The following is a 20,348-nucleotide window of genomic DNA, read 5'->3' as shown; positions in this document are numbered from 1 at the left end:
GTGCCGGCAAATCCCGTAGAAAACTTCAAAGCGTTCGCGAATCCCGACGGTCCCTGTGACGCGCGGGGCTTGGTGGGCGAAACCGGCTGCGCAGCGTGCCGGGTGATCGTCACCGGGCGCCTGTGCCCCAGCGGCGTACGCTTTTTCCGCATTTCCCGCCGCTCCTGCGGCCGCATGAAACTTGGTCGAGGCTGAATGAGCAGTTTCTGGAATTTTTGCCTGAGCCAGTTCGAAACCGAGCTGTCTTCACAGCAGTTCAACACGTGGATCAGGCCCTTGCGTGTCGAACTCGGCGAGGACGGCGCCGCCGCCCTGCGCCTGCTGGCGCCTAACGGCTTCATCCAGAAGTGGGTACGCGAACGTTACCTCGGCCGCATCGAGGACATGGCACAGTCGTTTTTCGGCAAGAGCGTCGCCGTCGAGCTGGGTATCGGCGCGGCCGTCGCGGCAGCACCAGCCGCCAGCACCCGGCCGAACGGCAACGAGCCGCGCCCGGCGCCAGCCCGCGAAACGGCGCGCGTGACCGACGAAACGCCGGCGCGGGCGGCACCCGAGCGCGCCGCCGCCGAACGCCCGAAAAGTCAGCGCGCAGCGACGGCCTACGAAAAATCCCGCCTGATCGCCGGCTTCACCTTCGACAACCTGATCGTCGGCAAGGCCAACGATCTGGCACGTGCTGCCGCCACCCGCGTCGCCACCGATCCGGGCGGCGCGCAATACAACCCGCTGTTCATCTACGGCGGCGCCGGCCTCGGCAAGACCCACTTGATTCACGCCATTGGCAACCAGATCGTCGCCAACGACCCGGACAAGGTCGTGCGCTACGTGCATGCCGAGGACTATTACTCCGACGTCGTGCGCGCCTACCAGCAGAAATCCTTCGACGTGTTCAAGCGCTATTACCGCTCGCTCGACGTGCTGCTGCTCGACGACGTGCAGTTCTTCAACAACAAGAACCGCACGCAGGAAGAATTCTTCTATGTATTCAATGCGTTGATCGAGGCGCGCAAGCAGATCGTGATCAGCTGCGACACCTACCCGAAGGATATCTCGGGCCTGGAAGACCGCCTGATCACGCGCTTCGACTGGGGTCTGACGGTGCAGATCGAGCCGCCCGAGATCGAGATGCGCGTCGCCATCCTGAAGAAGAAGGCCGAAAGCGAAGGCGTGCTACTCGACGACGAGGTGGCTTTCTTCATCGCCAAGCACCTGCGCTCGAACGTGCGCGAGCTCGAGGGCGCGCTGAAGAAGGTGCTTGCCTACGCCTCGTTCCACTGCCGGCCGATCGGACTCGAGCTGGCCAAGGAAGCGCTGAAGGACATGATCGGCGCCTTCAACCGGCAGATCACCGTCGAGAACATCCAGAAGACGGTTGCCGACTACTACAAGATCAAGGTTTCCGACCTGTTCTCGAAGAAGCGCACGCGCGTCATTGCCCGGCCGCGCCAGGTGGCGATGTGGCTGGCCAAGGACCTCACGGCGCAGAGTTACCCGTCGATCGGCGACGCCTTCGGCGGCCGCGATCACACCACCGTGCTGCATGCGGTGCGCACCATCGAAAGCCTGCGCGCCAAGGACAGCGAACTCAACCACGACCTGCACGTGTTGCAGCAGGTTCTCAAGGGTTGATAAGCCGGTGCGGATGCTGTGGATGAATTGTGGATAAACCCTGAAAACGAGCCCTGTGGATAAGTTGTCAGATTCTGCCCACAGCCCGATACAAGCTTTTTACAGTAGTGAAAATTAGTGCCAAGCCGCTGAATATTCGAAAGTGTTTTGAATCTTCCACAGACTTGTTATGGCTATTGTCTTTATAGGATTTTAATTTATGTTACTTATTAAAACCCAACGCGATGCACTGCTGAATCCCCTGCAATCGGTATCCGGCATCGTCGAACGGCGCCATACCCTGCCCATTCTGTCGAACGTTCTGCTGGAAAAGCGTGGCGACGCGCTGACACTGCTGGCCACCGACATCGAAATCCAGATCACCACGACCACCGTTGCCGGTCTGGGCGAAGGCGACGGCGCGGTTACCGTCGCCGCGCGCAAGCTGCAGGAAATCCTGCGCTCGTTGCCCGACAGCGCCGAAGTCAGCCTGCTGCTCGATGACCGTCGCCTGCAGGTGCGTGCCGGCAAGAGCCGCTTCAGCCTGCAGACGCTGCCGGCCGAAGACTTCCCGCGCATGGCGCTGGCCGAGGGCGAGACGAAGAGCTTCACCGTCACGCAACGCGCTTTCCGGCGCCTGCTGGCGCAGACGCAGTATTCGATGGCGGCGCAGGACGTTCGCTACTACCTGAACGGCCTGCTGCTGCTGGTCGACGGCAGCGAACTGCGCGCCGTCGCCACCGACGGTCACCGTCTGGCCTACGCCAGCCTGGCGCTCGAAGCCGAGCTGCCGCGTCAGGAACTGATCCTGCCGCGCAAGACCGTGCTCGAACTCAACCGCCTGCTCGCCGACAACGAAGAGCCGATGACGGTGGCGATGACCGCCAACCAGATCCGCTTCAGCTTCGGCTCGATCGTGCTGGTGTCGAAGCTGATCGACGGCAAGTTCCCCGATTTCGAGCGCGTCATCCCGGCGACGCTGCGCAATGTGGTGACGCTGAGCCGCACCGCGCTGCTGCAGTCGATGGTGCGCGCGGCGATTCTCACCAACGAGAAATTCCGTGGCGTGCGCCTCGTTCTCGCCGCCGGCACGCTGCGCATCATCGCCGCCAACGCCGAACAGGAAGAAGCGCAGGAAGAAATCGAAGTCGAATACACCGGCGACCCGCTCGATGTCGGCTTCAACGTCGGCTATCTCGTCGATGTGCTCAACAACACCTCGGCCGAGCAGGTGCAGTGGGGCTTCAACGACTCGAATTCGAGCGCACTGCTGAGCATTCCCGGTGACGACCGCTTCAAATACGTTGTGATGCCGATGCGCATCTAGCGCGCGGCAGCATCCGAGCGGCACCCGCGCGGTGCCGGCCGGCGTTTTTCGGCGTCGCCGCCAGGCGGCGTCTGGCACTGAAAGAATATTGGAACCCGCATGATTGAGCAGAACGAGCAGCCGGCGTACGACGAAACAAGCATTCAGCAACTGGAAGGACTCGAAGCCGTACGCAAACGGCCGGGCATGTACATCGGCGATACGTCCGACGGTACCGGCCTGCACCACATGGTTTTCGAAGTGGTCGATAACGCCATCGACGAAGCGCTGGCCGGCCACTGTGACGATATCGTCATCACCATCCACGCCGACAACTCGATCTCGGTCACCGACAACGGTCGCGGCATTCCCACCGGCGTCAAGTTCGACGACAAGCACGAGCCGAAGCGCTCGGCGGCTGAAATCGTCATGTGCGTGCTGCACGCCGGCGGCAAGTTCAACCAGAACTCGTACAAGGTTTCGGGCGGCCTGCACGGCGTCGGCGTTTCCTGCGTTAACGCACTCTCCAAGTGGCTGCGCCTGACAATCGCCCGCGAAGGCAAGAAGTACCAGCTCGACTTCGCCCGCGGCGCGGTGGTCGATCGTCTGGTCGAAGTGCAGCAGGGCGTCGAGGTTTCGCCGCTGCGCGTTGTCGGCGAAACCGACAAGCGCGGCACCAAGGTGCACTTCATGGTCGACGAGGAAATCTTCGAGCACATCGAGTGGCACTACGAAATCATCGCCAAGCGCCTGCGCGAACTGTCGTTCCTCAACAACGGCGTGAAGATCCGCCTGCTCGACCAGCGCACCGGCAAGGAAGAAGACTTCGCCTTCGCCGGCGGCGTGAAGGGCTTTGTCGAGTACGTCAATCGCAGCAAGTCGGTGCTGCATCCGAACGTCTTCCACTCCAGCGGCGAGTCGGCGCTGCCCGGCGGCGGCTCGATCGCCGTTGAAGTGGCGATGCAGTGGAACGACTCCTACGCCGAGCAGGTGCTGTGTTTCACCAACAACATCCCGCAGGCCGACGGCGGTACCCACTTGACCGGCCTGCGCACGGCAATGACGCGGGTGATCAACAAGTACATCGACGAACACGAGATCGCCAAGAAGGCCAAGGTGGACATCACCGGCGACGACATGCGCGAAGGCCTCGCCTGCGTGCTGTCGGTGAAGATGCCCGACCCGAAGTTCGCTTCGCAGACCAAGATGAAGCTGGTTTCGAGCGAGGCGCGACCGGCGGTCGAGGAAGTCGTCGCCGCCCGGCTGACCGAGTTCCTGGCCGAACGCCCGGCTGACGCCAAGGTGATCACCGGCAAGATCGTCGAAGCAGCGCGTGCGCGCGAAGCGGCGCGCAAGGCGCGTGAAATGACGCGGCGCAAGGGCGTGCTCGACGGCGTCGGCCTGCCCGGCAAGCTCGCCGACTGCCAGGAGAAAGACCCGGCGCAGTGCGAAATCTACCTCGTCGAGGGCGATTCCGCCGGCGGCTCGGCCAAGCAGGGTCGCGACCGCAAGTTCCAGGCGATCCTGCCGCTCAAGGGCAAGATCCTCAACGTCGAGAAGGCGCGCTTCGACAAGCTGATCTCCTCGCAGGAAATCGCCACGCTGATCACCGCGCTAGGCACCGGCATCGGCAAGGACGAATACAAGCCCGAGAAGCTGCGCTACCACCGCATCATCATCATGACCGATGCGGACGTCGACGGCGCGCACATCCGCACCCTGTTGCTCACCTTCTTCTACCGGCAGATGCCCGAGCTGGTCGAGCGCGGCCACATCTACATCGCCCAGCCGCCGCTGTACAAGGTCAAGCACGGCAAGACCGAGCGCTACATCAAGGACGACCACGAGCTGAACCAGTTCCTGCTGCGTCTGGCGCTGGAAGATTCAGTTCTGATTCCGCGCAGCGGCGCAACGCCGATCAGCGGCCCGGCGCTGGAAGCGCTGGCGCGCGAATACCTGCTCGCCGAAGCGGTGATCAACCGCCTGACGCATCTGGTCAATCCGGAAGTGCTGCACGCCATGGTCGAGGCCAACCTGAGCATCAAGCTCACCGACCAGGCCGCCGCCGAAGCCAGTGCCGCAGCGCTGATGGCGGCCGTCGGCACGCGGCTGGCGATCAACATCGTCGCGCGCTTTGACGAAGCCGAAGAACGCTGGCAGCTGCGCCTGGAAAAGATCCTGCACGGCAACCTCAAGGTCAGCGTCATCGACGACGACCTGCTGGTCAGCGGCGACTACGTGCAGCTGCGCAAGACCGCCGAACTGCTCGCCGGCCTGTTCGGCCCCGGCGGCCACGTCACGCGCGGCGAGAAGAAGCAGGGCGTAACGAGCTTTGCCGAAACGATGCGCTGGCTGCTCGCCGAAGTCGAACGCGGCATCAGCAAGCAGCGCTACAAAGGTCTTGGCGAAATGAACCCCGACCAGCTGTGGGAAACGACGATGGACCCGACCGTCCGCCGCCTGCTGCGCGTGCAGATCGAAGACGCCATCGCCGCCGACGAAGTGTTCACCACCCTGATGGGCGAACTGGTCGAACCGAGACGGCAGTTCATTGAATCGAATGCCTTGGCGGCGCGGAATATCGACGTTTGATGTTGTAGGATCTCATTGACTTCTAGATTTGTCTCAAAAGTCTAGATTTCGTGAGATTTGTTCGATCAAAAGGGCCGCTCGCATGGAGTGGCTTTTTTGTTTTTAGGCGTCAAGCTTGATTGGTGCTGATCGGCCTTATGTGCCGCGGCACATAAGGCCGAAGACCGGAAGTCGGCCAATCCGGCCATTCGAGTCCTTTCCAACTTCGGTCAGCAATGCGGCGGTTACCCGCCGTCCGGTCAGCAGAAGCGGTGATCGGCAGCTTTTCGATCCGTCGAACTCACACTACGCGCCCTCAAGAGACGTTCGTTTTTTTGCCGCCCACCGGCAGCAGTGTAGCGGTATTTGCCGTAGCCGTTTCAGGAATGGGCGACTCCTAGTCGGCCATAGCGGCCGGTCAGGGTACTGCTTACGTGCAGAAGCTTTTCAGATACGTGCGCGGCTGGCCAGAAGGAGCAGCGTGCGACTTGGCAAGTACGTCACGCAGCAGGCGACGTACATTTTTCTCGATACCGCCGATGAGGCGCCTAATTATGGCGCTTTGACCTGCGGAAAGCTGCCGTTGCGCTTCCAGTTGGCGATAAGGTCACGCTCTGCAATCGACAAGTCTTCGTCAAGAACCTCCCGAGGAATTAGAAACTCTTCGTCGTTGTGGACGATATAGATATCCATGCCTTCCCACTCCGGCATCTGGCGCTCCGCAATGGCGAATCGAAGCACCTCTCCGCTGGTTTCATAAGGAGGACGCAAGACGACTAGCCTTACGTGCGGTTTAATCCTGATGTCGCTCGAAGGTTGTTCGAGCGCATTGCCGAATTCGTCCTTGAAGTGTGTGGTGCCCGCTAGGATGTTCACGTAGATTGAGCGCATGATCCCCAGAAAATAGTTTCCTGTTCCCATGTCACCCTTGACGTACATCACGATTGCGGTATGGAAGTATTTGAACGCATCCATCGACATCTTTAGGGAAAAGTGGATCTTGCCGCGTTGGTAGTCCACGTTGACATAGCCGCCGGAAATCGCGAACGAGGACTGGTTGTGGACAAGAGCATTCCTAATGACTTTCGCCACCCTGAATAACTGACGTAGGATGAGATTGAAGTCTCCCTGGGCAGGGAGACTCTCGTACTTCTCACGATAGCCTTTCCCTTCCATGTCGGGATGCGTGGCGTCCACATGGAAATCCAGCAACGCGAACAACATCATGAACTTCAACTGCGGGTTCTGTTCGACACTCACCCGCTTGCCCTGCACAAGGGATGCGTACATGTGCGTCATGCCCCTCCCCTGTTCATCAGGAATGAACCAGCGAATTTCGGGGTATCGGATGGACATCCCTGCGTCCTCCAGCAGCATCAACGTGTGGTGAATAAACCAGCTCATCCGGCCTCGCAAGTTCGTTATGTTTTAAGAAAAACATCCTGAATGGCATATTGTCTAACCGACTTGCCATGGCCCAAATGCTGGGCGTCCATCGCCAAGAATATATGGCCGCTTGCACTTTCGTGCCAGTCGTCGATCCGCGCTGCGCGAGTCTAGCCCTAGTTGGGCTTCCATAGTTTCATCGCACTACTGGGCGACACCTCCGGCCCGGCCTCTAGATCAGGGCCTGCGCGCTTCGCTTGCCGCGCGGCCAGCTGGACGACGACGAGTCGGCCACTACAACTAAGCCTGTCTTGCTCTGCGACCCCAGGCGTCAGCACCTTGAATCGCCCAAAGCGACCTTTCAACATATCGATGGATAATGTCTGCTATACGAAAACTTCGTGCACATCTCAGGTTGTTCTACTCAGATATCATTAGGCAAGATATTGGGCGTACTCAGCACCGGCCCCCCGGAGATTGAGCAATGCCTTCGCAAAGCCAAACGAAAAACTTGGAGACAGCAGTGTACATTTCGGAAATCTACGCAAGCGAATTTCGGTGCTTTGGGCAGACTACTCCTCTGGAAATAAATCTGTCGCCAGGCCTCAATATTCTGGTAGGGCCAAATGACGCAGGAAAGAGTGCGATCATTGACGCTGCTCGCTACGTTCTCTGGACGCGTGGTGACGACTACGTTCGTCCGGATGAGCACGATTTTCATGTCAGTGCTGATGGTGTACGAGCTTCCGATTTTATCGTGCGCTGCACTTTCGACAATCTCAGTGCGGATGAAGAAGCCCGCTTCCTTGAATGGTGCACCAACGAAAATGGGACGCTCCGACTGCATGTCTGTATGCGGGCCGCCCGGCGAATTTCTCCTGGTGGTGGCAACATCATCTCCAGCCAGCATCGCGCTGGAGCAGCAGGCGAAGGACTACCGCTCGACGGAGAACTGCGAGAGTATTTGAAGGCCACTTATCTCAAGCCTTTGCGTGATGCTGAGCGTGAAATGCGGGCAGGACGCCGGTCGCGCCTCTCTCGCATTCTAGGTGCGATGCCTACGATGGGCCTGCAAAATAAGCCTGCCACACCAGGTGCTGATGCGACGCTTCATGACATCCTCATGTTGGCGGATATGGCCGTCCGCGAAAACCCTGCAGTTGTTGGTGTCGCCAACAGTGTGAACACCAATTTCCTCGACAAACTATCGTTCGTGGATGATCGACTAGTTGCGACCTTGGATCTCGGGGCGGGTGGGTCGTTCGACCAGATACTCGAACGGTTTGAGCTCTACCTCAACGCTAAGCCAGGCACCGGGCGAGTACAGCGTGGGTTAGGCTACAACAACTTGTTATTCATGGCGGCTGAGTTGCTATTGCTTCAATCGCATCCCGATCAGGTTCCATTCCTGCTGATCGAGGAGCCAGAGGCGCATCTGCACCCGCAGCACCAGACGCTCTTCATGGAAGTGCTTGCTGCCCGAGCTGCCAAGCCCGTCGACGCCAGGGGTGACTCCCATCAGCAGGTCCAGGTCCTACTCACCACCCATAGCCCGCAGCTTGCGGCCGGTGCTGACCTTGAAACCATGACAATGATCGTCAATCACCGGGCCTTCCCACTGGGCGCGAACCATACTCGACTCGACGAGGACGACTATGAGTTCCTTCGTCGGTTTCTCGACGCGACCAAAGCCAACTTATTCTTCGCACGTGCGCTGATTGTGGTCGAGGGGGACGGTGAGCACTTGTTGCTACCGGCAATCGCCGAGAAGCTTGGCCGTCCACTCAGTCGTCACGGCGTGTCGATCGTCAATGTCGGCCACCGTGGTTTGTTCCGCTACAGTCGAATTTTGCAGCGTAAGGTCGGGAGCGCGATCCCGGTACCAGTGGCGTTGATTCCCGACAGGGACATTCCGCCGGCCGAGGCGAAGGGCCTCGTCGGCGACCGAAAGACAGAAAATGAGTTGGACAAAGAAGAAACTGCAGCGAGGATGAAGACGCTGCGGCGCGATGTCGGCGACCCCGTCGACGCATTCATCGCCGATAGCTGGACACTCGAATTTGACCTCGCGCTCCAGCCCGACCTTGCCGAGAGTGTTCTCCAGGCAGTCCAGCTCGCTAAGACCAGCAGTCGCAGGCCCGCGTGGATCACGAAGATCAAGACGAAGGCCAGTGAAACCTACGCAGTCTGGAAAGCAGCAGGACTTTCTGATATCGAGATCGCCGTCAAGATCTACCAGCCCGTTCATGACAAAGAGGCCTCAAAAGCGGAGGTCGCCGAGCATCTTGCGGCCATACTGCGCAAGCGCACCGATACGCCGGAGCAGATGCGCGATCGGCTCCCGCCCTATCTGGTTCACGCGATCGACTACGTGACAGGTGGTTATGTCCCCGGTGCGCTGGCAATCACACCCGAGCCGGATGCTGAAGATGTAGGGGACGCTGGGATGGAGGACGCAGCAGAGGCGGAGGTGTCATGTTCAAGATTCTGCCTCTAACTCCCGAACTGCTTGCCGAACTTGGTGATGAACTGGGCGGCTGTGATTTCACCGACCCAAGCCAGATCGACTTTCTGGCGGGGACTGGCTCATGTGATGTTCAGGCCGCTCCCGGCAATGGCAAGACGACGCTCCTTGCGGCCAAGCTCGCGCTACTTTCACGGAACTGGGTGAGCCGCAGACGGGGCGTCTGCGTTATCTCGCACACCAATGCGGCGCGAACAGAGGTTGAAAATTTGATCGCCTGTCACCCGACTGCGGCGCGGCTGATGGCCTATCCGCATTTCACGGGCACAGTCACGGCTTTCATTAACCAGTATCTCGCGGTTCCGTATCTTCGAGGTTTGGGTTGGCAAGTGCGCCAGATTGACGACGACGCCTTCGAGGCGGAGGCGTTGCAGCTATATCCGTCGTTCTGGGCATTGAAGCAGCAAGCAGAGAGGGCAAGCGCAACTGTAGAGAAATGGGTTGGCAGACTCGCGCTTGATCCTGCCTTCGACGACATAAACCAGGAGCCCGAAAGCCTGAGGGTGCAGAGGCAAAAGGGGCAGCACGGTGCTGACACAAATTGCGGTAAGGCACTGGCAAAGCTTAAAGCTGCGATGGTCAGGAGGGGACTCTACAGGTACGCAGACATGACAGCGCTTGCGTGGCGTGCGCTTCTTGAAAACCCTGCTTTGGCCGAGCGACTTCGCGACCGCTTTCCGCTCGTCATCCTCGATGAAGCGCAGGACACCAATGGCGATCAGCTCCGGCTACTGGAGCATGTGTTCAAGCAAGGAGGGACGGCTTTCCAGTGCCTCGGGGACAGCAATCAAACGCTTTATGAGGACGGTGGAGCAGAACCGACTTATTGGACGCCTGGTTCAGGTTGCATTCCTCTCGATACAAGCCGCAGATTCGGCACTGAGATCGCCAGTTTTGCCAGCCGACTGACAGTACGCCAAGCCCAGGCCATTGTAGGTTTGGGGGTACGGCCTGCGTTGCGGGTGATGTTCCTGTTCGACGAAGCCACGATCGGCGGAGTTCTTGAGGCATTTGCCAAAGAAGCACATGCGCTGTGGGGCAGCTGCTGCAGCACGCGTGATGTCTGGACAGTTGCATCGCGCCACAAGCTGTCAGGAAAGAAGGGGGCATGGCAACCGAAGAGCCTCGTCGACTATCACCCCGCATATCGCAGCGAAGGCGGTGCTCGCAGGCAGGCCAACGTCCTTTGCCGGCAGCTTCAGAAAGCTGCTGTACACCACGCCGCAGCACGCCCTCCGGCCGAGGTAGGCGAGATGCTCGCGGTAGGCGTTTCCGGTTTGGCGCATGTCCATGGATGGAAAGCGGCTAATGGTCGTCCGATTAATGCGCACAATGTTTGGGCGACACTATCGCATCACGACCTTGAGTTACCGCGTGCCGTCCGTCGACTTCTGCGGGGCCATGTGCTCGCTGGTGATGCCGTTTGGGATCCGCGAGCATGGCAGTCTTTCATAGACCAGTTATTGCCACTTTTCGCACCGTGTCCTGCAGGCACCGAGGCAGAGATCGATGCATTCTGCCGCTTCGTTACGGAGCAAAAGGCCGATCTCTCCGATCCTGGGCGGCACTCTATGAAACATGTGCAGTTCGGCGAGCTCACTGTGCGGCTGGGATCAATCCACTCGGTTAAGGGCAAGAGTGTCGATGGAATTCTCGTCGTCGAGAGCGAGATATGGAAAGGCAGTAAGGCGGCCGAGCAGTGCATCGATCTGAGCACGGTCCTTCCTCATGCATTTGGTGTTACCGGCCAGCTATTGACGGGTGTGGGGCTCACCGCCGCGACAAATGTCTTCGTGGGGGTAACCCGAGCGCGGGAATTGCTTGGCCTAGCGCTGCGCAGATCTGAAGCAACCGCGCTGATACCGCCGGCCAAAGACCAAGGTTGGAAGGTAGTCGACCTTGTCGTCCTGGCTGCAGAGTCGAAGGAATGAACGAAGTCACTAAATCGCCCCGGATTTCATGGTCTCAGTGGGTCAGCTTAGCGTTCCAAACCAGCCGCTCAGGGTAGGTGTGCTGAACGGCGGCATTGGCCGAGGACCGGAAGTCGGCCTAAGCGGCCAAGCAGTTGCCAGCTGTAAACCCGCTATTTCCGGCTGGAAGTGGCCTCTGAGGTTAGTGAGCGATATGCCTTCGCACCGCCTGCTCTCGTCGGTACCGAGTTTCCAAATTACGCAGCTTCACCGGTTCCGTATCCAGGTGAATTCAAACGCTCTTCAACGTCGTAAGTGAAATCCAGGTCCTGCTGAATTGGCTCTTCGTCGGGGTGCTTACTGTTCCAGATCATCTCGTCAATCTTCAGGTGCACTGCATCCCCGACCATTTGCTGCCTGCGGTCGGCAAGGGACCACAGCATCTGCGGCCGAGTTGCATCTTCCATATCAACCCACAGAACCATTTGCCTGCCATCGCGCGCGCGCTTGCGCAGCGCATGATTGGCGCGATAAGACAAGCCCGTCTTGGGATCGACACGATACTCGGCACGTGCTGCATCCGCCAATTGGGCGGCGAATAGCTCACGCGCGGTCTTCGGCTTCGGAAGTATGGCTCCGTGGCGGATCGCCCAATCGGCGACCTTTTCCATATCGACGACCTTCTCCCCGGTTTCCTGCTTGTACCGATTAATCAGTGCTTGCAACTGCTGATTTTTGGTCATGTTGCTTCCTTAGCTTAAGCCCACGGGAGCGACGTCGCCCCATCCATCCACAACCGCGCTGGGCAATACGCGATCGCGAATCTTCGCCAGATGAGACCGGAACAGGTCATACCTTCCTGTCTTGAAATGAATCTGTCCGGCCACGAGGGCTGGGTGCACGCCGAGCACCTTCGCCAGTCCCAGAAAGTCACGCTCCGGAAAGATGGGCGCTTTGCGCTTGATGAAGCTATCGATACGCGCTTTAGGCGCACAAAACTCAGAAGCGGCCGCATTTGCCAACTTTTCTTCCTCGTCGATGACATCCCCATTGAGATCAACATCGAGCGACGGCTCCGCCTTGCCGTGACCCAGCAAAACGTGCTCCAGTTCGTGGCGAAGCACAAACCAAAAATTGTCCATGCGGTCGTACCGCATCGTCATGCCGATCACGGGTGAGTGCTCGTTGAGCCACAGACACACACCGTCTATCTTGGACGACTTGAGCGCTTCCACGACGACAAATCTGATGCCGCACTCCTGCAAGATGCGTGGCACGTGCCGCGCCTCTTCGGGTGCGCTGAGCAAGGCCCGGAGGCTGGGGAGGGCAGCGCGCGCAGCGGACTCCTGATACTTGGGCACTAGTAGTTCTTTAGCGATCTGTCGAACCCGGTACAGCCAAGCAAGCTGTGCCGCCGACGCCTGTTCACCTGTGGATGTTTTCTTAGCCGCATGCGGCGTGCGTATGATCTGGCTCGGGTTCTGACCCTCGAAAAATGCGCAGAGGGCCTGATCTACGGCATCCAAGTCACGGATGTTGTCGGCTTTGATCCATTGACGCTTGATCAACTCGGCCACGGGAATTTCGGCGAACACTTGGGCTCTTTCGGCCCGCACCGGATTGGGGATTGTGACGATGCGTGCCTTGGCCAAGTCAAGGTTACGCTGGAGCTCAAGAAACCTCTCTGCGGGTATGCCAAACACCTCCTCCAGAGAAATCGCCACTTCCGGTGTGACCGCCTTCTTGCTGGAGATCAGTTTGCTGATGCCCGTCTCTTCGGCTTCAAGTACTGCAGCAAGGATGCGGTTGTTCCACCCGCGCTCGGTGAGCAATGCCTCGATGAGCTGTCCGGGGGTGCGGTATTGGGTCTTGTCCATTTGTTTGCGATGGTACTAAAACTTGCACCAAATCGCAAACTATAAGTTTTGGAAGCAGATGCTTCCATTCTTCCTAGATGCGGCGGGCCGTTGCATGGGGCGCCGAAGTCGTTGAGTCAGGTTTTGCTGTTCAGATTTCGAAAACGAAGCCTACTAGGCTGCTCTGGATCAGGGGTGGCTCGTTTTTCGCGACGCGCTTTCTCCCCTAGCACTGTGCAGGACGGACACGAACGGAGAGTTCTGCCGAAGCTGCGCCGCGTACGGAGATGGGTCTTCGAGCATCTCCGCAGCCTTCTCGGGCTGCGCGAGCAGGGATTCCCAAGCGTCGATGTAGTCACGACTGCACAGGTTCTTTGCTCGCCACAAACGTACCTGCTCCATGGCGGATGCCACGACCGCCGGCGCCTGCTGCGGATCGCGGAGCGATTGAGCAACTACCAAGAGCTTCTGGCGCCTGCGCTCGTTTAATTCCAGCTGCGCTTTTCGCGCTTGCTGCTGGCGCTTGTGCAACTCGCTCATCATGATCATCTCCGCCTCCGGAACCCATCTTAGTTCAAGAGCGCGCCAGATCAATAGGCTGGGGTGAGCCGCGCGGTTCTTGCTGAATTACCGTTCACCGCCATAGACCGGAAGCGTCCCGTACTTGCTCCTGGCAGGCTCGAGATAACTTCCGTTGCTGGGCTTTGGAGGCGGTGCGCATTAAAAAATGCAATAAAAACAAGGAACTAAATTTGTTTTGCAGCAAAAGGCGTGCTATTTTTGACAGATCGAATATCCGCCAAAGATCGTCGTGAGCCCATTTGCCATCTACCTGAGAGCGTTACGCAAGCAGCGTGGATTACGGCAAAACGAGCTTGCTCGCCGGCTCGGATATGAGCCCAGCTATATCTCGGCGCTCGAACGCAGCGACAAGGGGCCGCCGAAGCAGGACTTCGTCGATCGCCTGATCCGGATCCTTGCTCTATCCGATGAGGAGCAGCTTGCTCTGTCGCAAGCGCTAAGGTTGTCTCGACGCCAAATCTCGCTGCCGTTCCGGGCGAGTGAGCGCGAATACGTCCTGCTCCACCAGCTGGAGCCGCAGTTGGGCCGCCTCACCCCTCTCCAGATCCATTTGATCGAACTGGCACTTCAGATCCCTGCGGCCCAGGATCGTCGCGCGCAGCTATCCACTTAGCCGAGAGGCGCTAACCATCCAAGGAGAATCCACCATGTAAAAAGGGCAAGCCCAAAGGCTTGCCCCCGTGGGCAGCTGACGCTACCGCTCTCGACAAGCCAAGTATCGTCTCCTCTCCTGCGGGGCGTCAAGCCTCATCCCATTGAATTCAAGAGATATCGGTCAGTTTTGTACTGGCCGAGGGTCTTCTTTTGTCTCAATTTTCACGACATGCGGCGGGCGCAGGACCTCCCTTCGCCCACCGTCAGGAGAAAACGATGCTGGCACGAACAGTCATTACCCGCCGTGGAAGGCGGTTTAGGGGCTATTTCCCCTCCCATAAAATGGGCCGAATGGTGGCGTGGGAGTCCCTGCTTGAGCGGGACGCCATCCTGCTGCTGGAGTGCTCCCGGGGAGTTGTGTTTTATCGCGAGCAACCGACGCTGATCGAGTACGCCGATGACGAGCGGCTTGGGATGTATTACCCCGATTTCGAGGTGACGCGGGAAGACGGGGGCTTGCTCCATCTGGAGATCAAGACGTCTGCCGAGCTCGCCAAGCCAGAGGTCGAGTCGAGGTTCCGAGCGATCGCGGCCCACTACCGGCGGCAACAGCGGGATTTCCGCATCGCGACCGAGCGGGAAATCCAGCGCGAGCCGTTGCTCACCAACGCACGCACGCTTGCTTACGTCGCCGGGAGGACGGGCAACTCACTGCCAAGTGCCCGAGTGCTGGCGAGCAAGATCGGCTACGACGCGCTGCCATTCGTCGATGCCGAGGCGCAGCTCGGGCGCGAGCTCGTCATCCGTCTAATTGCCGGGGGAACGCTGACCTGCGATCTGACCCTGCCACTGGCGGGCAATACGCCCGTCGCCATTGCCATGGGAGGGCACCATGCAGCGTATCTCTTATAGGGTGGGACTGGTTTTCGTGGAGGGTGAGCGGCGCTGGCAGATACGCCGGCGGCTCGCCACCGGCAAGATACAGCTGGAGTCGGACAATGGCGAGCTGCAAAACCTCTTCGACAGCGAGTTGCTCGCTCGTTGGTCGTCGCAGACGTGGATTGTCGACCAGGCATCACTGGGCGCCCTTGCTAACGCTTCCTATCTGGCGACGCCGCGGGATTTGGGGACCTACCCGCAAAATCAGCAAGGGGAAGCCCGGCGACGAAAACGCTATTTGGAGGCCATCGATCCAGAGAACACTCCCTACAACCCGGGGCGCTGGCGCACGGCCATTAATCAGGTTGCCGAGCAGTTGGGTGATCGCTATCCGCCGTGTCCGTCCACCGTCCAATCCTGGTGGCGACGCTATCGCCATTCAAAGAGTCTCGTCTGCCTGATCCCGCACAACAAGCCGGCACATGGCTGCCGTGCGAAGCGCGCCTATCCTTTGTTCGAGGAGGTGATCGCCACCGTCTATCTCACGAAGCAGCGGCTCCCCAAGCAAGTCGTCGTCGATGAGCTCCGACGCAACATCGTGGCGGTAAATGTCGGACGCGTGCGGGAGGAGCAAATCAAATGCCCATGCCGGGCGACGATCTACCGCTGGCTGGAGGGCCTGCAGCAGGACTTGGTGGATGCGTCGCGGGAGGGCGCAGAAGCCACTCGAATGAAATACCGGGCCGCCATCGGCAGCGTCAAGGTGAGCAGGGTCCTCGAGCGCCTGGAAATCGACCACACACCGCTCGACGTGATCGTCATCGACAGCCTGACGAAGCTGCCCTTGGGGCGGCCATGGCTGACGATGGTCATTGATCGCTATTCGCGGATGGTTATGGGGTTCTACATCAGTTTTAATGCGCCTTCCGGGCACGGCGTCTTGCAGTGCCTGCGGCGAGCGATCCTGCCAAAGGACGAATGGCTGGCACGCTTCCCGGATATTCGGGGGCCATGGCCTGCGTACGGTATTCCGGAGTTGCTGGCCGTGGATAACGGAACCGACCTCCACTCTGATGCGCTCGAAAGTGCGTGCCTCGAAATGGGGATTCAGATCCTTTTCTGCGGCTCGAAGACTCCGCAGCATAAGGGTGCTATCGAACGTTTTTTCCGCACCATGAACATGGGCCTCATCCACCGGCTACCGGGGACGGTGTTTTCGAACGTCGATCAGCGGGGCGATTACCCAGCCGAGGACAGCGCGGTCATCGACATGGAGGGACTGGTTCACCTCGTCACCAAGTGGGTGGTGGACGTCTACAACGTGACGCCTCATCGCGGCATCAACGCGCGACCCCTCGACATGTGGTCCGAATCGGCGGCACGCCGGATCATCGAGTTGCCGGCCTATCCGCAGCAACTGGAGATCATTGCCGGCATCCCTGCTAAGCGGACCCTTTTCCACTATGGTATTGAACTGGATGGTCTGCAATACAACTCGGAGTTGCTGCAGGCCATTCGGCGTCGCGCGGGGGCCAACATCCCCGTCGCCCTCAAGTACTACGAGGACACGGTCGCTCATATCCACGTCTTCGAGCCGGAAGCGCAAGAGTACATCCAGGTTCCCGCCAAGCTCGCGGAGTACGCGGAGCATTTACCCCGTGACATCCATCGGCTTGTGCGAGAAAACGCCCGCAAGCGTTTCGGTGACAGCTGCAGCAATACGCAGTTGCTTCAGGCGCGCGCGGAAATCGAGGCCTTGATCCAGGATGCCCTGAAGGCCAAAAAGATGGGGCACCGCAAGGCCGGGGCGGCGCACTTGATGCACGACAGCGAGGCCGTGCTGGTTAACAAAGACCCGCTGGCGGACGCTCGCAAGCCCCTGAAGGCGGCCAAGGCACGACCTCCCGAGGCATTACCTCCCGGGCTGGATGATGACCTTCCAGGCTTTCAGTCGCCACTGGAGGACGAGTAGACATGGATCCACTCTCCATCATGACGCAGTTCGCGTCCGGGGATCGGGTCCAGCCCGATTCCCCGGGTGTTGGCTTCAAGCTCGCGATCGACCCTCTGCCCCACCAGCGTTACCGGGAGGCGATGTCGCGCGTCGCCGAATTGCATCTGCGCCGCCGCATCCACGGCGCAGGAGGTGGCCTGCTGTTGACCGGTCCCTCCGGGGCCGGCAAAAGCACGATGGTGCGGACCTATCACGGGAGGTTTCCACGCGAGCATCTCGCGGACCGGACCGTCGTTCCGGTGTTGTTGGTGTCCGTTCCCGCCTCACCGACGGCGCGCAGTCTGGCCGGCGCCATCCTCGAGGCACTCGGCCAGCGGAAGGCCCATCGGGGCACCGCGCCCGAGAAGACGTCTTGGATCTACGAGCTCTTCGCCAAATGTGGCGTAGAGATGGTGATCCTGGACGAGTTCCAGCACCTCTTTTATGCGCCAACGCTCAACGCCTTCCGCGACATCACCGACTGGCTCAAGAATTTTCTGGAGGACACACGGGTCGGGATGGTGGCCTGTGGCCTGCCGGCGGCCGAGTGGGTGGTCAACAGCAACGAGCAACTGGCGAGACGGTTTTCCGAGCGCATCCGCATCAGTCCTTTTTCCTTGGAGGTTGGCGAGGATTTTCAGGAGTTTCGCGGAATCCTCAAGGCTTTCGAGGTGGGCTTGCCCTTGCCGACGGAGGTGCCGCTCTACGAATCGAATCTGGCCAGGCGCTTCCACGTGGGGAGTTATGGGCTCCTGGATTACGTCGTGAAGATTCTCGAAGGCGGCGTGTCGGCCGCCACCGCCGCCGGATTGGAGACTCTGGATCTGCCGGTTCTGGCGGCGGGATTTCGCAATCGCGTTTGGCGGGATGTGCCGGAACGGTTGAATCCTTTTCATCCGGAGTCGCTCCTGCGTCCTCTCGACCGACCGGGCGAGGTGTTCTATCTCCATACCCGACAGGATCCCGTGGGGTCGCCAGTTGCCCGGAAACTCGGGATGAACCTGACCCGGGGAGGTTCGTGAGATGGACGATCATTTTTTCATGTGCCGGGAGCAACCCGATCTGCTCGTCCGTCCGCCTCCCGGCCGCACCGAAGGTCCCGATGGGTATCTCTTTCGCCTGGCGGAGGCGAACTGCATGACGGTGAGCGATCTGACTCAACTGGGCGTTCGCTTTGACCGGGAGTGGCTGTCCCGGCATCGTTTGCTCCCCGAGCCGGCCCTGGACCCCGATTTGCACGCGCATGTGGCGCGGATTGCGCATCTGAAAGAGGTCACCGGGCGTATCTGGAATCAGCGCTTCGTGCGCTTTTGCCCGTTGTGCCTCGCGGAGGACCCGACCTGGCGGGCTGGCTGGGAACTGTATTTCCATGATGCGTGCCCGCGTCACGGGGTCTGGCTGATCGATCACTGCGGGTCGTGTGCCCAGCCGCTGAAGTGGCGCCGCGACTCCTTGCTACGCTGCCAATGTGGATCGGACCTGCGGGAGGATGTTCCGAGCGTCGCGCCTGCCGCACTGATAAGGCTCAGCGCCGTCCTGGAGCGCAAGCTCTTCAACGCGCCAACGGACGATGACGCGCCGCCTTTGGCCGGACTCGATGTCGACCAGACACAGCGATTGATCCGCTACCTCGGGACACACCTCGACCCGTTTACCCATGTGCGGCCGCTCAAGCTACGCAACGCCGGGTGCCTGGAAAACTCGTGGCCCGTCTCGACCTTGGCGGCGGAGATCATCTTCGGGTGGCCCGAGGCGTTCCATCGCGCGTGGAGTCGCCTGCAGGAATCGTCCGCCTCAGGCGAGAAGAAGGGGCTCACCGGCACTTTTCATTCAGCGTACCAGTATCTCTACAAGGGGCTCCGTGAGGCGGAGTTCGATCCGGTCAGGGATGCCTTCGAGCGCTGGATGGCCACCCACTGGAAGGGGGGCATTGCCGGACGGAATCGACGGCTCCCGCCGGATCTGCTTAAAAACGTTCAGTGGATTCCGGGCAAAGTCGCTGCCGACAAGCTCGGCATTTCTTCTGCTCGACTACGGCATCTCATTCGGGAGGGGAAGGTCGAGGGGGAGGAGTCCCTGAGTACTTCCGGGCGCTGCTTCCTCGTCGTTCGGCGTGACCAGCTGGATCGCATTGATGCCGAACTGGCCGGCGAGATCACGATGGCGGAAGCCATGGAGATGCTCGGTATCGGGAAGGTTCGTATGCAGCGCCTACTGCGACTCCTCTTCCCGACGGCCCGCCGGGTCTGGGAAGCGGAATATCTGCCCTGGAGAATTCCCCGGGGAGAGGTGGAGGCCCTGCTCGAAGCCGCGACGAACTTGCCGGTGGTCGGCATTCCGGAAGAACACCAGGTGTCCTTGGGCTACGTCCTCAAGTACTGGAACTGGACGGGAGAGGAGATTCTGGCGCTCGTTGAGGCGGTCAAAGCCGGCAACGTCCAGCCGCAGTCGTTTCTCGACAGCGCGCGCGGCATCAGTCGCTGGGTATTCGACGTCGCGCAGTTGAGGACTCTGCAACGGAGTTTGGGGCTCGATCGCTCGAACTGGGTGAGCATCCCGGAAATGGCCCGGATGCTGGGCGTAAAGCAACAGGTGGCCTACTGGCTTACCCACCACGGCTTCGTGCGCGCAGAGTTCCTTGGGCGCCTGAAAAATCTTGGCTCGCGGATACGCCGAGACGAGATTGAGCGGTTCCGGCAGAACCACATCTTCGGTCGGGAGATCGCGGCCATCGTCGGAAGGTCTCCGGGGAAGGTGATCCGGATGCTCGCCGAACAAGGCATCTACCCTTTGCGCGTGCCGACCGAGCCAAGCAGGATGGCGGTGTATGTGCGTGGTGAGGAGGTGCGTCGCTTCCTTGCGCAGATGAACAGCGCGTCACCTGGAGGTTTCCGGCTGGTATCCTCTGGGCTACCGAACCGGGACGATCCGTAGGATCATCGCGTCCGTTGAGACGATATGTTGGGCTCGTCTCATTCGTAAGCTCTAAGCCGTTGATTCATCCTGGTAGGAATCCATGGGCAAAGGAGATCCTACAGATGTTTTCGAGTGACACGGAAAGTGAAATCCGTGCCAAGCAGGTGAAAAAATTCAGCTTAAAAGAGACCTTTCGAGGTCTCTTTTGCTTTCTGGGCCTTTG

The 20,348-nt window shown here is 59.8% G+C and carries 14 protein-coding genes; 10 read left to right on the top strand and 4 right to left on the bottom strand.

Annotated features, from left to right (window positions below; all coding sequences use genetic code 11):
• Positions 1 to 195 precede the first annotated feature (195 nt).
• From dnaA to gyrB, 3 genes are all read left to right on the top strand, one after another.
• Entirely contained in the window at positions 196 to 1,629 is a 1,434-nt protein-coding gene (gene dnaA / locus GGD90_RS16380; RefSeq protein WP_153117783.1) for a chromosomal replication initiator protein DnaA, read from the top strand.
• A 199-nt stretch (positions 1,630 to 1,828) separates the two neighbouring features.
• Positions 1,829 to 2,935, top strand: coding sequence for a DNA polymerase III subunit beta (gene dnaN / locus GGD90_RS16375; RefSeq protein ID WP_153117782.1), 1,107 nt, complete (start codon positions 1,829 to 1,831; stop codon positions 2,933 to 2,935).
• Between the two features lie 99 nt (positions 2,936 to 3,034).
• On the top strand, positions 3,035 to 5,506 hold the full coding sequence (gyrB, locus tag GGD90_RS16370) for a DNA topoisomerase (ATP-hydrolyzing) subunit B (RefSeq protein ID WP_153117781.1): 2,472 nt from the start codon (positions 3,035 to 3,037) through the stop codon (positions 5,504 to 5,506).
• 531 nt (positions 5,507 to 6,037) lie between these two features.
• Here the strand turns inward: gyrB and GGD90_RS16365 are convergent.
• Positions 6,038 to 6,889, bottom strand: coding sequence for a hypothetical protein (locus GGD90_RS16365; protein WP_153117780.1), 852 nt, complete (start codon positions 6,887 to 6,889; stop codon positions 6,038 to 6,040).
• A gap of 466 nt (positions 6,890 to 7,355) precedes the next feature.
• On the opposite strand from GGD90_RS16365, the gene GGD90_RS16360 reads away from it, so the two are divergent.
• Complete coding sequence (locus GGD90_RS16360; protein ID WP_153117779.1) at positions 7,356 to 9,368, top strand: ATP-dependent nuclease; 2,013 nt, start codon at positions 7,356 to 7,358, stop codon at positions 9,366 to 9,368.
• Entirely contained in the window at positions 9,347 to 11,326 is a 1,980-nt protein-coding gene (locus GGD90_RS16355; protein ID WP_153117778.1) for a UvrD-helicase domain-containing protein, read from the top strand. Before GGD90_RS16360 ends, GGD90_RS16355 begins: the two co-directional genes overlap by 22 nt.
• Before the next feature lie 236 nt (positions 11,327 to 11,562).
• Here GGD90_RS16355 and GGD90_RS16350 read toward each other — a convergent pair whose 3' ends face one another.
• The 3 genes from GGD90_RS16350 to GGD90_RS16340 all read right to left on the bottom strand — a co-directional run bounded on the left by GGD90_RS16350 (position 11,563) and on the right by GGD90_RS16340 (position 13,710).
• The gene (locus GGD90_RS16350) at positions 11,563 to 12,048 is read right to left on the bottom strand and encodes a hypothetical protein (RefSeq protein WP_153117777.1); all 486 of its coding nucleotides are present in this window, start codon (positions 12,046 to 12,048) and stop codon (positions 11,563 to 11,565) included.
• A gap of 9 nt (positions 12,049 to 12,057) precedes the next feature.
• Positions 12,058 to 13,182, bottom strand: a complete 1,125-nt coding sequence (locus GGD90_RS16345; RefSeq protein WP_153117776.1) for an XRE family transcriptional regulator — start codon at positions 13,180 to 13,182, stop codon at positions 12,058 to 12,060.
• Between the two features lie 168 nt (positions 13,183 to 13,350).
• Positions 13,351 to 13,710: a hypothetical protein gene (locus GGD90_RS16340; RefSeq protein ID WP_153117775.1), complete on the bottom strand. Its 360-nt coding sequence runs from the start codon at positions 13,708 to 13,710 to the stop codon at positions 13,351 to 13,353.
• 262 nt (positions 13,711 to 13,972) lie between these two features.
• Here GGD90_RS16340 and GGD90_RS16335 point away from each other — a divergent pair, with 262 nt between their 5' ends.
• The 5 genes from GGD90_RS16335 (at position 13,973) to GGD90_RS16315 (ending at position 20,143) form a co-directional block, all read left to right on the top strand.
• A complete protein-coding gene (locus GGD90_RS16335) occupies positions 13,973 to 14,356 on the top strand; it encodes a helix-turn-helix domain-containing protein (RefSeq protein ID WP_184415265.1) in 384 nt (127 codons plus the stop codon).
• A 257-nt stretch (positions 14,357 to 14,613) separates the two neighbouring features.
• On the top strand, positions 14,614 to 15,249 hold the full coding sequence (locus GGD90_RS16330) for a TnsA endonuclease N-terminal domain-containing protein (RefSeq protein ID WP_153117773.1): 636 nt from the start codon (positions 14,614 to 14,616) through the stop codon (positions 15,247 to 15,249).
• Positions 15,230 to 17,188 (top strand): DDE-type integrase/transposase/recombinase, encoded by a 1,959-nt coding sequence (locus GGD90_RS16325; protein WP_153117772.1) that lies wholly within the window; start codon positions 15,230 to 15,232, stop codon positions 17,186 to 17,188. Before GGD90_RS16330 ends, GGD90_RS16325 begins: the two co-directional genes overlap by 20 nt.
• A gap of 2 nt (positions 17,189 to 17,190) precedes the next feature.
• Entirely contained in the window at positions 17,191 to 18,231 is a 1,041-nt protein-coding gene (locus GGD90_RS16320) for a TniB family NTP-binding protein (protein WP_153117771.1), read from the top strand.
• A gap of 1 nt (position 18,232) precedes the next feature.
• Entirely contained in the window at positions 18,233 to 20,143 is a 1,911-nt protein-coding gene (locus tag GGD90_RS16315; RefSeq protein ID WP_153117770.1) for a TniQ family protein, read from the top strand.
• Positions 20,144 to 20,348: the final 205 nt, after the last annotated feature.

The organism is Rhodocyclus tenuis (assembly GCF_014197755.1).
Lineage (GTDB): Bacteria > Pseudomonadota > Gammaproteobacteria > Burkholderiales > Rhodocyclaceae > Rhodocyclus > Rhodocyclus tenuis.
This window is presented reverse-complemented; position numbering and strand designations above follow the sequence as displayed.

Coding starts and splice junctions, on each gene's coding strand:
- GGD90_RS16365 (WP_153117780.1), bottom strand. CDS start 6,889: ATGAGCTGGTTTATTCACCACACGTTGATGCTGCTGGAGGACGCAGGG.
- GGD90_RS16350 (WP_153117777.1), bottom strand. CDS start 12,048: ATGACCAAAAATCAGCAGTTGCAAGCACTGATTAATCGGTACAAGCAG.
- dnaA (WP_153117783.1), top strand. CDS start 196: ATGAGCAGTTTCTGGAATTTTTGCCTGAGCCAGTTCGAAACCGAGCTG.
- GGD90_RS16320 (WP_153117771.1), top strand. CDS start 17,191: ATGGATCCACTCTCCATCATGACGCAGTTCGCGTCCGGGGATCGGGTC.
- GGD90_RS16355 (WP_153117778.1), top strand. CDS start 9,347: ATGTTCAAGATTCTGCCTCTAACTCCCGAACTGCTTGCCGAACTTGGT.
- GGD90_RS16340 (WP_153117775.1), bottom strand. CDS start 13,710: ATGATCATGATGAGCGAGTTGCACAAGCGCCAGCAGCAAGCGCGAAAA.
- GGD90_RS16345 (WP_153117776.1), bottom strand. CDS start 13,182: ATGGACAAGACCCAATACCGCACCCCCGGACAGCTCATCGAGGCATTG.
- GGD90_RS16325 (WP_153117772.1), top strand. CDS start 15,230: ATGCAGCGTATCTCTTATAGGGTGGGACTGGTTTTCGTGGAGGGTGAG.
- GGD90_RS16330 (WP_153117773.1), top strand. CDS start 14,614: ATGCTGGCACGAACAGTCATTACCCGCCGTGGAAGGCGGTTTAGGGGC.
- GGD90_RS16315 (WP_153117770.1), top strand. CDS start 18,233: ATGGACGATCATTTTTTCATGTGCCGGGAGCAACCCGATCTGCTCGTC.
- dnaN (WP_153117782.1), top strand. CDS start 1,829: ATGTTACTTATTAAAACCCAACGCGATGCACTGCTGAATCCCCTGCAA.
- GGD90_RS16360 (WP_153117779.1), top strand. CDS start 7,356: ATGCCTTCGCAAAGCCAAACGAAAAACTTGGAGACAGCAGTGTACATT.
- gyrB (WP_153117781.1), top strand. CDS start 3,035: ATGATTGAGCAGAACGAGCAGCCGGCGTACGACGAAACAAGCATTCAG.